Annotated in this window: 18 protein-coding genes; 9 read left to right on the top strand and 9 right to left on the bottom strand. The window is 45.0% G+C overall.

The annotated features are described in order from the left end of the window. Positions 1 to 95: 95 nt before the first annotated feature. The 9 genes from KAH81_05860 to KAH81_05820 all read right to left on the bottom strand — a co-directional run bounded on the left by KAH81_05860 (position 96) and on the right by KAH81_05820 (position 5,211). Positions 96 to 470 carry a hypothetical protein gene (locus tag KAH81_05860; protein MCK5833181.1) on the bottom strand — a complete coding sequence of 125 codons (375 nt, stop codon included), beginning with the start codon at positions 468 to 470 and terminating at the stop codon, positions 96 to 98. Beyond that, positions 461 to 958, bottom strand: coding sequence for a hypothetical protein (locus tag KAH81_05855; protein ID MCK5833180.1), 498 nt, complete (start codon positions 956 to 958; stop codon positions 461 to 463). Before KAH81_05855 ends, KAH81_05860 begins: the two co-directional genes overlap by 10 nt. A 1-nt stretch (position 959) precedes the next feature. Further along, the gene (locus KAH81_05850; protein MCK5833179.1) at positions 960 to 1,229 is read right to left on the bottom strand and encodes a hypothetical protein; all 270 of its coding nucleotides are present in this window, start codon (positions 1,227 to 1,229) and stop codon (positions 960 to 962) included. 615 nt (positions 1,230 to 1,844) lie between these two features. Beyond that, a complete protein-coding gene (locus KAH81_05845; GenBank protein ID MCK5833178.1) occupies positions 1,845 to 2,528 on the bottom strand; it encodes a sulfite exporter TauE/SafE family protein in 684 nt (227 codons plus the stop codon). Further along, entirely contained in the window at positions 2,525 to 2,986 is a 462-nt protein-coding gene (locus KAH81_05840; protein MCK5833177.1) for a hypothetical protein, read from the bottom strand. The genes KAH81_05845 and KAH81_05840 overlap by 4 nt, the downstream gene beginning before the upstream one ends. 13 nt (positions 2,987 to 2,999) lie before the next feature. After that, positions 3,000 to 3,233 (bottom strand): TM0996/MTH895 family glutaredoxin-like protein, encoded by a 234-nt coding sequence (locus KAH81_05835; GenBank protein MCK5833176.1) that lies wholly within the window; start codon positions 3,231 to 3,233, stop codon positions 3,000 to 3,002. Positions 3,234 to 3,273: 40 nt separating this feature from the next. Next, complete coding sequence (locus KAH81_05830; GenBank protein ID MCK5833175.1) at positions 3,274 to 3,507, bottom strand: (2Fe-2S)-binding protein; 234 nt, start codon at positions 3,505 to 3,507, stop codon at positions 3,274 to 3,276. Positions 3,508 to 3,566: 59 nt separating this feature from the next. Continuing rightward, entirely contained in the window at positions 3,567 to 4,868 is a 1,302-nt protein-coding gene (locus KAH81_05825; GenBank protein ID MCK5833174.1) for a permease, read from the bottom strand. A gap of 61 nt (positions 4,869 to 4,929) precedes the next feature. Then, complete coding sequence (locus tag KAH81_05820; GenBank protein MCK5833173.1) at positions 4,930 to 5,211, bottom strand: winged helix-turn-helix transcriptional regulator; 282 nt, start codon at positions 5,209 to 5,211, stop codon at positions 4,930 to 4,932. Positions 5,212 to 5,399: 188 nt separating this feature from the next. Between KAH81_05820 and KAH81_05815 the strand changes: the two genes are divergently transcribed. From KAH81_05815 to KAH81_05775, 9 genes are all read left to right on the top strand, one after another. Continuing rightward, on the top strand, positions 5,400 to 5,588 hold the full coding sequence (locus tag KAH81_05815; GenBank protein ID MCK5833172.1) for a hypothetical protein: 189 nt from the start codon (positions 5,400 to 5,402) through the stop codon (positions 5,586 to 5,588). A gap of 157 nt (positions 5,589 to 5,745) precedes the next feature. Beyond that, on the top strand, positions 5,746 to 7,050 hold the full coding sequence (locus KAH81_05810) for a hypothetical protein (protein ID MCK5833171.1): 1,305 nt from the start codon (positions 5,746 to 5,748) through the stop codon (positions 7,048 to 7,050). 3 nt (positions 7,051 to 7,053) lie between these two features. Then, positions 7,054 to 8,595 carry a T9SS type A sorting domain-containing protein gene (locus KAH81_05805; protein ID MCK5833170.1) on the top strand — a complete coding sequence of 514 codons (1,542 nt, stop codon included), beginning with the start codon at positions 7,054 to 7,056 and terminating at the stop codon, positions 8,593 to 8,595. A 105-nt stretch (positions 8,596 to 8,700) separates the two neighbouring features. Then, positions 8,701 to 9,105 (top strand): rhodanese-like domain-containing protein, encoded by a 405-nt coding sequence (locus KAH81_05800; protein ID MCK5833169.1) that lies wholly within the window; start codon positions 8,701 to 8,703, stop codon positions 9,103 to 9,105. After that, the gene (locus tag KAH81_05795; GenBank protein MCK5833168.1) at positions 9,102 to 9,812 is read left to right on the top strand and encodes a hypothetical protein; all 711 of its coding nucleotides are present in this window, start codon (positions 9,102 to 9,104) and stop codon (positions 9,810 to 9,812) included. The genes KAH81_05800 and KAH81_05795 overlap by 4 nt, the downstream gene beginning before the upstream one ends. Before the next feature lie 57 nt (positions 9,813 to 9,869). Further along, positions 9,870 to 10,439, top strand: coding sequence for a hypothetical protein (locus KAH81_05790; GenBank protein ID MCK5833167.1), 570 nt, complete (start codon positions 9,870 to 9,872; stop codon positions 10,437 to 10,439). A gap of 105 nt (positions 10,440 to 10,544) precedes the next feature. Then, on the top strand, positions 10,545 to 12,248 hold the full coding sequence (gene pilB, locus KAH81_05785) for a type IV-A pilus assembly ATPase PilB (GenBank protein ID MCK5833166.1): 1,704 nt from the start codon (positions 10,545 to 10,547) through the stop codon (positions 12,246 to 12,248). Between the two features lie 92 nt (positions 12,249 to 12,340). Continuing rightward, positions 12,341 to 13,447 carry a Flp pilus assembly complex ATPase component TadA gene (gene tadA / locus KAH81_05780; GenBank protein ID MCK5833165.1) on the top strand — a complete coding sequence of 369 codons (1,107 nt, stop codon included), beginning with the start codon at positions 12,341 to 12,343 and terminating at the stop codon, positions 13,445 to 13,447. Positions 13,448 to 13,458: 11 nt separating this feature from the next. Further along, a partial coding sequence (locus tag KAH81_05775) for a hypothetical protein (GenBank protein ID MCK5833164.1) occupies positions 13,459 to 13,699 on the top strand: 241 nt, incomplete at its 3' end.

Raw genomic sequence — 13,699 nt, 5'->3', positions numbered from 1 at the left:
GCGTCGATAGGCTGCGCAGAGCATAGGGGGCAACGCCCGCGTTGCCCGTTTTTCGGGCGACCAACCGGATCGCCCCTACGGTTTCGCATTTTAAATCATCGCGTAGGGGCAGGACCGTGTGCCTGCCTTTTTGGGCGACCACAAGGGGTCGCCCCTACGGTTTTATTTTGGTCGATTTTTCTCCCGTTACCCCGGTCATTTGCGCCGTCCTCATGTCCATTTGCGCCGTTACCGGGTTCATTTGCGTTGCAAATGGTGTTGGTAACGCCGCGTTTTGCGATGGTAACCGCGCAAATAGGGTTCGTAACGCCTGCGATATTGCCGGTAACGCGGCCTTTGCGCCCGGTAACAACGAAAATGCTGTTGGTAACGGTGTGTTTGGTCATGTTTTGTGTAATTTTAGGTAAATGATGCGGGGTATCCGTTCCATTTATACTAATATGGATATATGGATGAAGAGCTAAAACCATTCCGCACTTCGAATATGGTTGAAATTCACAACATCTATTCTTTTTGAGTAAATACTTTCCAGTTGCAGGTCGGCTGTGAAAAGCACACACCCCTTTTCCTCGCATATCTTCATCATGGACACATCGGTGAAACCAAGAACAGGCAGATAATTCTCATCGATCATAACATCTTTGGGAATGTGGACCTCGAACTGCCCTTTCAGGATTTTTTCGATGGAGGAATAAAATTCGCGCATAACCTTACTTCCAAGCCTATCGGAATAATTTGAGAATTCGGCGAGCACTTGAGGGCTGACATAAAGCGGGCTAAATTTGGCTGCGATGTTGGCGACTATGTTGAAATCGTTCACCGAGTATTTATTAGTGATTTTACTGCTTTCGACCAACTGCCGCTTATAAATACCAACGCACAAAAGAAGCAATAATTCAGTATTGAGTAGAATTCCCTTTCTCGTGCATTTGGCTACGATGTTTTCCCAGTATTCCATATCATTCAGTATGTTCAAGCTCTCGTATTTTCATATCGACCACCTTGCCGTCAGGGGCATTCTGGATTTTGAGTTTTTTATAAACTCTGCCACGCATTCCCGTTAAATTTTCTAATGCACTAACGGAGGCTACTGAATAGCTAAGTGTTATGTACCAGAACTCATTTTTTACATCCAGCTCCACCTCTTCCAGCCGTATTGCGTTTACCTCGTCTCCGAGTAATTCAATCAGGAAATCCTTCGCTTTCTGTGCAGCTTCTTTTGCCGTCATGTTATTTACTCCAATCTATTTATTCTCTCTCGCATCCACGCTCCCGCGTGTCTGTCCTAAAACTCATTATAAATCTAAGATGCGGAAATAATAATGTCAATAGAAAAACAGATTCAAATAAAAAAATTTCGCACACACGCTCCCGCGCGGACGCACTATTCTCGATGCTCTGCGTCATATTGGTTTCGGGAATTGTTGTTTGGGTGAAATCGTCGTGCGTGCCGGCGCAAATTTCGTAGGGGTTTGACGTTGGCAAACCCATGGTGTTTATGTAAATCGGGCAGGTCTCAGACCCGCCCCTACGGCGTATTCCCGATCGGAGTCGGAAATGACAGAGGGCGGTGCGTGCGGCGTATGTCGGTTTATGTCCTTGCATATAATTCACTAAGAGAAATTAATATGCATTATTATCAAATGCAAGAGAAAATTTAATTACTATTAGTATTTTTTCCATGCCTTAGGCAGAGATTTCCCGGCGGCTTCGGGTGAAGGCAAGAGCGCCTATGTATCTTCCTTACTGTGGATTCCCGATTGGGGTCGGAGGATGAACATAGAAGGCGGTTGAGCACATTGCCTGTAGGCGCTTGCCGACCGATTCGGCGGGTGCGATTTCCTTTAAAGCAAGAAATATTTTGCCGTCAAGTATAATCCCAAAAGCATGAGTATCGCGCCGGTAATGCGCCGGATCCAAATCTCCGCCGATGTTATTTTTTTGTATGCCGCCGCGACTCTGTGCGCTGCGAACGCGAACAGGAATGCGAAAACTATCACCGGCGCACCGGTGCCGAGGCCGTAAAGCGACGGCAGGATTATCGGGTCGCCGCGCTCGATTGCGAGCGGGATCAGCGAGCCGAAAAAAAGCGCCGCCGACACCGGGCAGAACGCCAGCCCGAGGATTATTCCCAACGGAATCGCTCCCCAAATGCCCATCTTATCGATGCGCACGCGCATTTTGTCGCTCATGCCCTTGCCGCCGATATTGAATGTAAAAAGCCCCAGCAGAAGAAGGCCTACAACGATGAAAAGCGGCCCGAGCACCGGTTCCATAATGCTTTGCAATTTAAACGAAAGCCCCGGGATCGATGTCGCGCCATAGACTATCGCGATGCCGAGGCCGAGATAGACGATTATCCTTCCGAGGGTGTAGAGCAAGCCGCCGAGTAGAACCTTCGAGGGCTTGTCGATTCTCCCTCCGATATATGAAATCGCGGCGATGTTCGCGGTCAACGGGCAGGGACTTATTGAGGTGAGTATCCCAAGCCAAAATGCGGACAAGGCTGCGAGAAGTAGCTCTATCAATTATCCTCCGGGGCGATAAAAGTCGAGACCTCGTCGCGAATATAAGCCAAATATTGTTCTTTATTCCTCACGAGTTTCCATATTTTATCGAGGTTTTTCCATTCAAGCTCTTTGTTGCCGATCCTTTTGGAGATTACCACCGATTTTGTATAAAGGCCGTAATCCTTTTTAAAATGGCTATTTTCCGGTTCATCAAAATTGACCATTGAAAAGACGATCTTCTCATTTCCGATTTCATCGGCAAAATTTGAATCGACGGATTCTCTCGTGTAGTTTTCGAGTTTGTAACATGTCGCACAGCGGGCGTTGCCTGTGAAATAATAGATGTTATAAGTGGTATCGGAAACGAGGGTTTTGCTTTCGGCATCCGTTTCGGCTTTCTCGGGGGCCGGAGTCTTTTCCGCGCAGGCCGAAAAAGAGATTGCCGTAATTATCAAAATAGCTAAGATCGATTTCATCGTAGAGCTCCTTTTAAATGTCGATTATTTTTTTGAGTTCATCCGGCGATGGAATTTTGCCCGTTAAAACGACCTTGCCGTCGATAACGAGTGCGGGAGTCATCATTACGCCGATGGCGATAATCTCCGAGATGTCGGTTACCTTTTCCAGCTCGAATTCGATGCCCATTTCGGAAACCACCTCTTCGACGAGTTTAGCGAGCGCTTTGCATTTCGGGCATCCCGCTCCGAGAACCTGAATTTTCATAATTAATTCCTTTTCAAAATCATTATTTTATAAAGATATTTTAACAACAATTTTTGTCGCAACAGCAAGAGCACGATGGTTTTTCCTCGATTCCCTCGATGCGAAGTATCTCGATTATATCTGTGTCACAACATTTTCCCGAAGGATTCATTTCCGCGCAATTATTTCCCGTGCATGCGCCTGTAGTTTGTTGAATTTTTTTTAGGCTGTCGGCGCTATTTCTAATCGCAGAAACAATTTGACCCTTCGTTACTTCTTTACAGTAGCAAACCATTTCGGTATCTTCGCATGTTTTCTAGTCTCTCATTTTTCTCCTCTTATTGTTTGATAAATCTATCCAAATATCGCGCCGAAAATCATGCCGCTGATCGTCGCCATAATTATAACCAAAAGGACGAAAACTACTGTCTTTTTTGTTCCAATAATCGAGCGAATGACCAACATATTCGGCAAACTCAGTGCCGGCCCGGCTAAAAGCAGCGACAGCGCAGGGCCTTTGCCCATGCCGGCGCCCATGAGGCCTTGCAGGATTGGCACCTCGGTGAGAGTTGCGAAATACATAAATGCCCCGGCAAACGATGCAAAGAAATTCGCCCTAAGCGAATTTCCGCCGAGCGCGCGGCTAACCCATTCAGATGGAATTATACCCTCGTGCCCGGGTCTTCCGAGGAAAAAGCCCGCGAAAACAACACCTAAAAGTAAAAGTGGTAAAATCTGTTTTGTGAATCCCCATGACGACATGAACCATTCACCGGTTTCGCCTTTCGATCTGCTCGTGAAATAGGAAAGCCCGATAATCGCAATCCCGAATGGGATAAGCGGCTGATTCGGCAATATGATCCCGGCGATTGCCGTCGGTATGCCTATAACAGCAAATTGCCACAACTTGAAATCGAACCATGCGACGAGTGCCGCACCTAATCCGACGGCGAAGACCGAGGTGATTATCCATTTATTCTGGAAAATAAAATTCCACGTTCCCGTCGAGGATTCCGGCGCACCGAAATTCGCGAATATTAGGATTCCGACTAATGACACAAAATAAAGCGCGGTTTGCCAAAGTGGGCGAGAGGCGCCCTCTTCGGGCATTTGGACTTGTGCCGCGACTCTTTGGTTTTCCTCTTTACGGAAAATCAAATGCATCAAAAGCCCGATTATCACGCTGAAAACTATCGCGCCGACTGCACGTGCAATGCCTATTTCGATTCCGAGGACTCGTGCGGTAAGGATTATCGCAAGGACATTTATTGCGGGGCCGGAATATAAAAAGGCGATAGCCGGTCCGAGTCCGGCGCCCATGCGATATATCCCGGCAAAAAGCGGAAGCACCGTGCATGAGCATACGGCTAAAATCGTTCCGGAAACGGAGGCGACGCTATAAGCAATTATTTTTTTTGCCTTCGCGCCCAGGTATTTCATAACAGAGTTTTGGCTGATGAATACACCGATCGCACCAGCTATGAAAAAGGCTGGAATCAGGCAAAGAATGACATGCTCGCGAGCATACCATTTCACCAAATGCAGCGCTTCCATTATCGCGTTGTCGAATCTACCGATACCCACCGGAAGATAGAATGCAAGCGCAAACGCCCCTACGATCAGCGCAAATTTTTTCCACTCCGATTTCCAATTCATATGAGTCCTTTGGCGAAAACGCCAATTATAATTAAATCGATGATATTGCTGATGATCTTCATCATCGTTTAATCACCGCTTCGACGCAGTCCATGAAACGAATTAGGCATGGCACTTTAAGGCGATAAAAAACATTTTGCCCACGCCGTTCGTCCCCGACAATACCTGCTTCTTTTAAGATCGCAAGATGCTTTGACACCGTTGAAAAATCCGCGCCGACAAGTTCTACAAGTTTGCAAACGCAGCACTCGCCCTCGCTCAGCTTCTCGACCATCGCAAGCCTCGATGGATGCCCCAAAGCTTTGAAGATATTTGCTTTTGCCTCTATTTTATTCTTGTTCATATCATCCTCTTTCTATATTTGGCGAAAATACCAAATATAAATTAAAAGTCAAGTATTTAATTAAAAAAATTGTGGCTAAATTATTTATTTTGGTAAGTTCTTAAAAACGAATATTTGCTTGCAATCTGCTAAGTATAATTTATTCTTATAAGTTAGATTATAATCCTATAAATGAGGAGAATTCAATTATGTCAGACAAATTAAAAAAATGGAAAATGAACTTAGATAAAGTCTTATGCCCGAAATGCAACGAGCAAATGCCGACATTGAGAATCCCGCAGGAAATACATCAATTGATGTGGGGCGGATGGACATGCCCCAAATGCGGGTGCAAAATGGATAAATTTGGTAAGGAAATCGCAATCGTGGAGAGTTAAAATAACCTTGCCCATACGCAAGGCAGCGCGCCTTCCGGGTTACGACTATTCGACACCCGGCGGCGTCCCTCGGTTCTGGCGTGTATTTTGTTCGCGCGCACTTCGATGGCGGGGAGACGGCGGAAAAACGGATTGTGTATATAAAATTGGAGGAATAATGAAAAATACGATAACACCGATTTTGTTAGTATTAGCAATCGCCGCCGGGAGTTGCATGGCCGATTGGCTTATTTCAGACACACCGACTACCAAAGCTTTAAATTCCGTCGAATGCATCGGTTATGGCTATGCCTATGTTGTTGGCGATGATAGAACTCTTTTATATACAAGTGATTACGGCGCAACCTGGGATACTGTTTCCGCTCCGGTTGTTGCGAGCGGTCTCGATTTCAACGATCTATTTTTCTGGGATGATACAACTGGTTTGATCGTATGCGACTCCGGAAAGATTTTTTTTACGTCCGATGGTGGTTCTTCATGGATCGAGAATACAACTCCGGTATCTAATAAACATTTCTATGCAGTCGATTTTTCGCCCAGCGGCGCGGGGCTTGCGGCTGGAACATCGGGGTGGATTGTCCAGGGGCCGGACAGCCTTTGGAATTGGGAGGACTGGCGACTTCCAACATATACATCACGAAATTTTTACAGCGTATGTCATCCTACAGACAGCTTAGCTTACATTTTAGCCCATAAAGATATTCTGAGACTCACGGCGGTCGGGGATACTTTCAATTATATAATGGGCGTAGATTTTTCGACTATTGATATGAACGGGATGTGCACATTATCAGGTTTGCCCGGGTGGGTTTATATTGTCGGTGATAGCGGTTATGTAGTCTTTTCGAGCGACAGCATGAGCACGTGCGATGTTCTTGCTATATACGGCAACTGCGATTTCAACGATATCGAATTCAATTATTTTGATTATGGGGTTATCTGCGGCGATGACGGCGTGATATTCGAGTCCAGCGATTATGGATTAGATTGGGATTCGGTGGCCTCAGGCGCAACGAGAAACCTCAACGACGTAGATTTTTGGTGGGACGGTTACGGGCTTATTGTAGGCAGATATGGGACTATTCTCCGAAGCGAAGACCCGGTTGGGATAAAAGAAAATTCTGAAAATAGGCCGCAATCATTTGCCCTTTCCGCCTATCCGAATCCCTTCAATTCGGCGGTGACCATTTCCGTGGATTGTCATTCCCGTGAAAACGGAAATCCAGAAATCGAGATATTCGACATCGCCGGGCGGCGGGTGGACGTCATTGCGAGGAGGGCAACGCCCGACGCGGCAATCTCGCCGTTTACAGAAGGAGATTACCACGCCTTTCAAGCTCGCAATGACGGGATCAGCGAATTCGTCTGGATGCCGGACGAAACGGCGGGCTCCGGCGTTTATCTTGTCCGGGCGAACATGGGCGGTTGCTATGCGACGCAGAAAATCATATATTTAAAGTGATTTATGAAAAATGCTAGGTTAATAATATTCGTGCTGCTAAATGCTATTGCGGCTTTAACCATCTTCGCTGCGCCCGGATTCTATAAAGACCTCTTCATGGATGGCGGCCTGTATCTGTCTTCTCGAACAACTCTCCCGGCTGCCGACACACTCGGCCTCGATTGGGAGTTCCTCGCTACTGACTCCTCTTTAATACAAAGCGAGTTTATAATAACCTCGCCAAACGACCAAAACGGTGCTCTTCTTTATCCCGATGGCTCCCCTCGATTTAAAGCATTTTATTCTAATGGTGGATCAGCCACAAATCATGGTAATTCCTTGGGCGAAGAAGGTCGAAATCGAGTGCGTTCCTTTTTTTATAACGGCGGAAGCTACACTGGTTCTTGTGCCGGAGCTTTCATCGCATCAATTAGCTATTTAACCAGCGGCTTTCGCGAAGCTTACTATCGCATCTGGCCGGGACGAACAGCTTCAACGGGTCTTTCTGATAGCCATACAGGCCATTTTATCGAACCAGCCTCTCCCCTTCTCGACTATTTCGATTTCGGCGGTGATTCATATATTGCCAACGTTTATCACAACGGGGGTTGTTATGCCCGTGAGGATATCGATTTTCCACCCGAGACCGAGATACTGCTTCGATATGACCGCTCAGGTTACACTATGCACAACAAACCCAGTTGCTGGGCATACAAAGCATCTGATTCGACCGGTAGAATAGTTGTTATTGGCTCACATCCCGAGGGCATAGTATCAGGGGAACGCCTCGAACTCATGGAAGCTATTTATCTATATGCCCTTGATGGCGTCGGTATGCCAAAAATAAAGGCTTCACTCGAAAACAGCATCACAAGGACCATGGATAAATATACATCGGATAGCCTTCCGGCCTTCACGCGTATCGGAGATAAGCAATACCACCATTTTATTGTCAACTTACCGGAACATACCGACTATTTAACGGTAAACCTTTCTGGGGAATCGGGTTATGATTTCAACCTTTATATAAATAACTCGGATATTGCCTTCGAAAGCACTTCAGTTTATAGCGATATTTCTCCAGGAGCAACAAAATCTATAAACATCCGTTCGCCTGGTGAGGGTGAATGGTTCATCGGTATCGAGTGCGCTTCGACTGTCACAACGACATTAACCTCATGGGGATATGAATATTCCGGCGACATCGCTGTCCTCGATGGCCTCTCTTATTCGATTAGCGCATCTTGGGATACTATATCAACTGAAATAGTCGAAAGCGAGCGTCCAGTTGCGATCTTTATCGGGAAAAATTACCCGAATCCATTCAACACTGAAACCAAAATAGAAATAAATCTCGATAAAAAATGTAGTGTTACCGCTGAAATCTATTCAATTAATGGAAAACTTATTCGAAAGTTACACAGAGGATATTTACCCCAGGGAAAATCAGTATTAACATGGTCGGGAAAGAATCAAGCAAACAAACCCGTTTCCTCAGGGCTTTATCTGTTCAGAATTTCCAATGGCAAAGAGACATTAACGCGCGAAATTATATTGATGAAATAAAACCGTATGTGTAATATATAATGCATACCATTGAATTAATTGAATCCAACTAAGCCGAGATCTGGTTCTTAAATGCAAGTAAACAGAAATGGAGAAGGACTTATAATGAAGAAAATATACATACATATTTTCTTTCTATGTTTATTAGCTTTCCTTGCTTGCCACGAAGGCTATTCCTCTTCTGAAGGCGCAGACCTTGAGAAATATTTGTCCCCCGAAGCCTTAAAGGAACTCACAGAAAATCCCATCGACAGCATCTGGATAATCGATGTTCGCCCCTCCGGCGCCTATGAAAAGGGGCACATCCCGACAGCCCGGTCTTTTCCCTCGGGGGAGATAATGAACCGCCTCGCTGAACTCCCTAAGGGAAAAAGCCTCATCCTTTACTGCGAAACCGGTGGTCGCGCACAGATGGTCATCAAGAAGCTCGAAAAGGCCGGCTACACCCGCCTTATGAACTGGGGAAGCTACAAGCGTTGGAAATGGGAATATGAAAAGGTTGAAAAATGAAAGCTAGCTTCTCTTTTCTGCTATTAGTTTTAGCAATCTTGATCTTGCTAAACTCCCTCTCATGCAATAAAGAACCCAATAATCCTGCTCCCCAAAGCGGCATCACCCCCCTTGCTGTTGGCAACTATTGGGAATACCTCGATTCGACCTTCACCGATTCTATTGTTTATGTTGGAGCTTCAAAAAAGGGAATCTCCGGCTGGAGAGAAATCGAATTCGATGGAACAGCGTGGACAGTTTTTGAATATTCATCTTACTATCCCGGAAGCGAAGAAACAGTCGGGCCTAAATGGCTCTACACAAACGACCCGGATTTCGGCCTTAGATGCTTTGGCGGTGTTGACGATAACGAGACCTTTCTTGTAAACAACCTTCAGGTTCTCTACCCCGCCATCTCCGGTCAAAGATGGGAATCCTTGCTTCTTGTTTATAATGGCACCTTCGATATTTGGGATACAATCCATGCAGAATGTATCGACACAAACCAAATATTCAGCACGCCCGCAGGCGATTTCGAGTGCTATGTCTTCAGTTACGAATGGCCGACCATCCCCTCTCGCCGTCTGTCCTCCCCCTTCGGGACAAACACTTATGCGGGTGTAATGACCGTCTATTATGCGCCAAACGTCGGACTCGTCGGGACCATATGGAGTGAAGAATATTCAGTAGTTACAGTTTCGCGCCTAGAAGGATATAATCTCGAATAACATTTGGGTAGCCAATTTAGTATTGATTTTTCCACTAAAAACATTATTCAATTATATATGAATAGGTTTTTCTATATTGCTATCTTATCCGCTTGCCTTGGGATAGGTATTATTTCCCTCTCATGCTCTATTCCCGAACCGAGCGGTGATATTCTCTTCCTTCAGGATTCCATTTTCTACTCAACTCCTGCGCGTGGTGGCATTCCAAAAGCTATCTCTATTGATACAATAAGCTTCACTACAAGCGATACCATCAACTTAGGCGAATGGACCTGCTTTATTCATAGCAACTCTCTTATTTGGATTCCCCGCGAAGGAAGCGAACCAATAGTCATCTCCGCTGAGGATGAATTCGTTACGGGTTTCGATATATCCCCTAAAAATGGGCAAGTTTGCTATACGCTAAAGCTACAAAATTCTCAAGACTATGCCCTTATAGTCAAGGCCATTCCTGAGGGTAAAATTATTCGATTCTTCATAACTGATAACGAATGCTCACATCCCTCGCTTGATCTAACCGGACTCTGGGTGGCATTCGAAATTGCCGACTCCATTTATCTCGGTTATCTTCCTGATGGTTCGATACAACCGCTTGTTAAAGGTTCTCTTCCAAAGTGGCTAAAATAACTACTTAATGAGAAATTATAGTTGATAGAACCTAAGTTAATATATATTATTAGAATCATGCTAATTGTGCTATCAAATAGCGTCATTTGATAATCGGAGGTTAATATGGCTCTCCGCTTAGGCGAGATGCTCATTAGAGCCGGAAGAATAACGCAGGAACAACTCGATACAGCCCTTACCACACAGAAGGAAACAGGCGATAAACTAGGTCAAGTGCTTCTCAATCTTGGATATATTAGTGATGAAAATGTTATTAACGAATTCGTTGCCAAACAACTTAATGTTGGAACAATTAAACTCGAGGACCTTGAACTCGACTCCAGTGTCGTCGAATTAATCCCGGTTGATATCGCACGCAAATTCTTTGTTATTGGGACTATCAAAGTCGGAAGAATGCTCTTTGTCGCCACCGAAGACCCCACAAACCTCTTTGTCCTCGATACTCTTAAATTCGTTACAAATTGTGATATCCAACCGGTAATGGCAACAAAAACACAGATCAACACAGCAATTGATAAATACTATGAAAGCGACGAAGAAACTATCGACGAAATCCTCGAGGATATGGCCTCTGATGAGGATCTCGATGTTGTCGAGGAAAGCGAAGATGATTTCTCCGAATCGGAGCTTCAGGAAGCCATTCAGGAAAAGCCTCTTGTTAAACTCGTTAACTCTATCATTATGGACGCCATACGCCGCAACGCTTCGGATATACATATCGAAACCTACGAAAAACGCACACGAGTTAGAATGCGTATCGATGGCACGCTTTACGAAATGGCACCTATGCCCTTCAGACTTCGATACGCTGTTGTTAGCCGTATCAAAATCATGGCAAAGCTTAACATCTCCGAAAGGAGACTACCTCAAGATGGCCGTATCAAAGTCCAAACTCACGGCAGGCCTATCGATCTTCGTGTTTCAGTACTTCCGACCATTTTCGGCGAAAAAGTCGTTATGCGTCTTCTCGATCCGGAAAACCTTATGCTTGATATCACTAAACTCGGCTTTCCAAAAAGAGCTCTCAAGGAGTTTAATAAAGCTATCCATCTTCCATTTGGCATGGTGCTGGTTACCGGCCCTACCGGTTCAGGTAAAACAACGACACTCTATTCAGCGCTTAGCCAGCTGAACACACCTGAAGTCAACATTATGACTGCTGAAGATCCTGTCGAGTTTAACCTCGATGGTATCAATCAGGTTCATATGCACTCCGACATCGGCCTTAATTTCTCAGCGGCGCTACGCAGCTTCTTGAGACAAGACCCGGATATCATCCTTGTTGGTGAGATCCGCGACGGTGAAACCGCTTCTATAGCTATTAAAGCAGCGCTTACAGGCCACCTTGTCTTTAGTACACTTCACACAAACGATGCACCTAGTACCATCACAAGGTTAGTCGATATGGGAACACCACCATTTTTGGTCGCTAGCTCTCTTCGATTAATCATGGCCCAGAGACTTCTTCGAAGAGTATGCAAATATTGTAAAAAGGAGATTGCGCCCGATCCAGAGATGCTTGAAATCATCGGAATGAGTACTGAAGACGCCAAGAAGGTCACTTTCTATGAGGGTGAAGGATGCCCTCAATGCCATGGCTCCGGATACAAGGGCAGGATAGCTACTTTCGAGGTTATGGGCATGAGTGTACCGCTCGAAAAGATGATAATCGAAGGTGCAAGCGCTCTCGAATTAAGTGAACAAGCAGCAAAAGACGGCATGAGAACCCTGCGACAAGAGGCGATTCGCTACATGATCGAAGGTATAACTTCTCTCCAACAGGTTATCACAGAAACAGCCGCGCATTAACAACTGTCGATGAATAAGTAGGTTTTTTCGAGTTGATAGATACGACTACATCTATTAGGACCGAGATTCTTTTAAGGAGGCTTTTGGAAGAAATGGTTCGGAAAAATGCAACAGATATGCATATCTCCGCTGGTTCCTCTCCACTTCTCCGTATAGATGGTAAACTCATCAGAATGCCGATGAATCCGATCTCTGAGGAACTCTCTAAGATCTTGGCCTATTCACTTATGTCTTCCTCGCAACGACGTAAATTTGAAACAGAACTCGATTGTGATTTTTCTATCGGTATTAAAGATTTTTCTAGATTCCGATGCAATGTATATCACCAAAAGGGATCTATTGCTATTGCAGTCAAATCAATTCCTATTGACGTCAAGGCGCCGGAAAATCTACATATACCTCAAGAGATATATGAGTTCGGCGGCGTAAATGCCGGCCTCGTTCTTATTGCCGGACCACGGGCTTCAGGTAAATCCACAACCCTCTCGTCCCTTTTAAATAAAATCAACGAGGAACGCAAACAACATATTCTATCCATCGAAGACCCGTTAGAGCTTCTCTACAATTCTAAAAATTGTATAATTAATCAACGCGAACTTTATAGAGACACTAAATCATATGATGTGGCGCTTGCTTCGGCGCCACGCCAGAATGCAGACATCATTTTTGTTAGTGAAGCCAATGACGAACAAAAACTTTTAGCTACTCTGAAAGTCGCCGATATGGGCCTTTTAGTCTTTGCAACCATACGCGCAAGGGATGCGGTTAGCTCAATGATGAGGCTAATCGATCTGGACTTGCCACCTTACCTGATAAACGGTGCACTCCGAGTGATAATGGCTCAAAGGCTTCTCAGAATGATTTGTCCATACTGTAAAAGAATTGTCACTCCCGACTATTCATTACTTCACGATATTGGTATAGACCCAAAAAAGGTCCAAAATATAAAATTTTATCGTGGTTCTGGATGCCCCAAATGCAATGGCACGGGATTTCAAGGAAGAATACCTATATTCGAAATATTGTATGTCACTCCTAGAATCAAAACGATGGTCCAGGCCGGGACATCTATTATCGAACTTTGGAAAGATGCTGTAAACGGTGGTATGGTGCCTATGAGAAAAGTAGCTCTTAAATATATGTTAGAAGGACTTACTACACTGGAACAAGTTGCAACAGAAACTGTTACTTATCAATAAAGGGAGACCTTATGGATCAAAAAAAAGAGAAAGATTTGTCGAAAAACGAAGAAGGTTTCGCTGGAGAACTTGCTGAAAACGAATCATTGCCCAAAGAGGGGGGAAAAACTGAACTAAAACCCCAACCTAGGTCAGGTGAAGCCAAACCAAAAGGACCTCCCAGACCTAAAGTGATTCCTCCTACCCCCAAACGCGAATTGTCGATGCGTATTCTCCTCGATGAAATGATACATCGAGGCGCATCAGATTTGT

The sequence above is a fragment of the bacterium genome (genome assembly GCA_023145965.1).
Lineage (GTDB): Bacteria > UBP14 > UBA6098 > UBA6098 > UBA6098 > UBA6098.
The sequence above is the reverse complement of the archived record's forward strand: the minus strand, read 5'-3'. Positions and strand labels throughout refer to the sequence as shown.

Bases quoted from the DNA above. Each gene is read 5' to 3' on its own strand.
- KAH81_05860 (MCK5833181.1), bottom strand. From the start codon at position 470: ATGGTTTTAGCTCTTCATCCATATATCCATATTAGTATAAATGGAACG.
- KAH81_05855 (MCK5833180.1), bottom strand. From the start codon at position 958: ATGGAATACTGGGAAAACATCGTAGCCAAATGCACGAGAAAGGGAATT.
- KAH81_05850 (MCK5833179.1), bottom strand. From the start codon at position 1,229: ATGACGGCAAAAGAAGCTGCACAGAAAGCGAAGGATTTCCTGATTGAA.
- KAH81_05840 (MCK5833177.1), bottom strand. From the start codon at position 2,986: ATGAAATCGATCTTAGCTATTTTGATAATTACGGCAATCTCTTTTTCG.
- KAH81_05835 (MCK5833176.1), bottom strand. From the start codon at position 3,233: ATGAAAATTCAGGTTCTCGGAGCGGGATGCCCGAAATGCAAAGCGCTC.
- KAH81_05830 (MCK5833175.1), bottom strand. From the start codon at position 3,507: ATGGTTTGCTACTGTAAAGAAGTAACGAAGGGTCAAATTGTTTCTGCG.
- KAH81_05825 (MCK5833174.1), bottom strand. From the start codon at position 4,868: ATGAATTGGAAATCGGAGTGGAAAAAATTTGCGCTGATCGTAGGGGCG.
- KAH81_05820 (MCK5833173.1), bottom strand. From the start codon at position 5,211: ATGAACAAGAATAAAATAGAGGCAAAAGCAAATATCTTCAAAGCTTTG.
- KAH81_05815 (MCK5833172.1), top strand. From the start codon at position 5,400: ATGTCAGACAAATTAAAAAAATGGAAAATGAACTTAGATAAAGTCTTA.
- KAH81_05810 (MCK5833171.1), top strand. From the start codon at position 5,746: ATGAAAAATACGATAACACCGATTTTGTTAGTATTAGCAATCGCCGCC.
- KAH81_05805 (MCK5833170.1), top strand. From the start codon at position 7,054: ATGAAAAATGCTAGGTTAATAATATTCGTGCTGCTAAATGCTATTGCG.
- KAH81_05800 (MCK5833169.1), top strand. From the start codon at position 8,701: ATGAAGAAAATATACATACATATTTTCTTTCTATGTTTATTAGCTTTC.
- KAH81_05795 (MCK5833168.1), top strand. From the start codon at position 9,102: ATGAAAGCTAGCTTCTCTTTTCTGCTATTAGTTTTAGCAATCTTGATC.
- KAH81_05790 (MCK5833167.1), top strand. From the start codon at position 9,870: ATGAATAGGTTTTTCTATATTGCTATCTTATCCGCTTGCCTTGGGATA.
- pilB (MCK5833166.1), top strand. From the start codon at position 10,545: ATGGCTCTCCGCTTAGGCGAGATGCTCATTAGAGCCGGAAGAATAACG.
- tadA (MCK5833165.1), top strand. From the start codon at position 12,341: ATGGTTCGGAAAAATGCAACAGATATGCATATCTCCGCTGGTTCCTCT.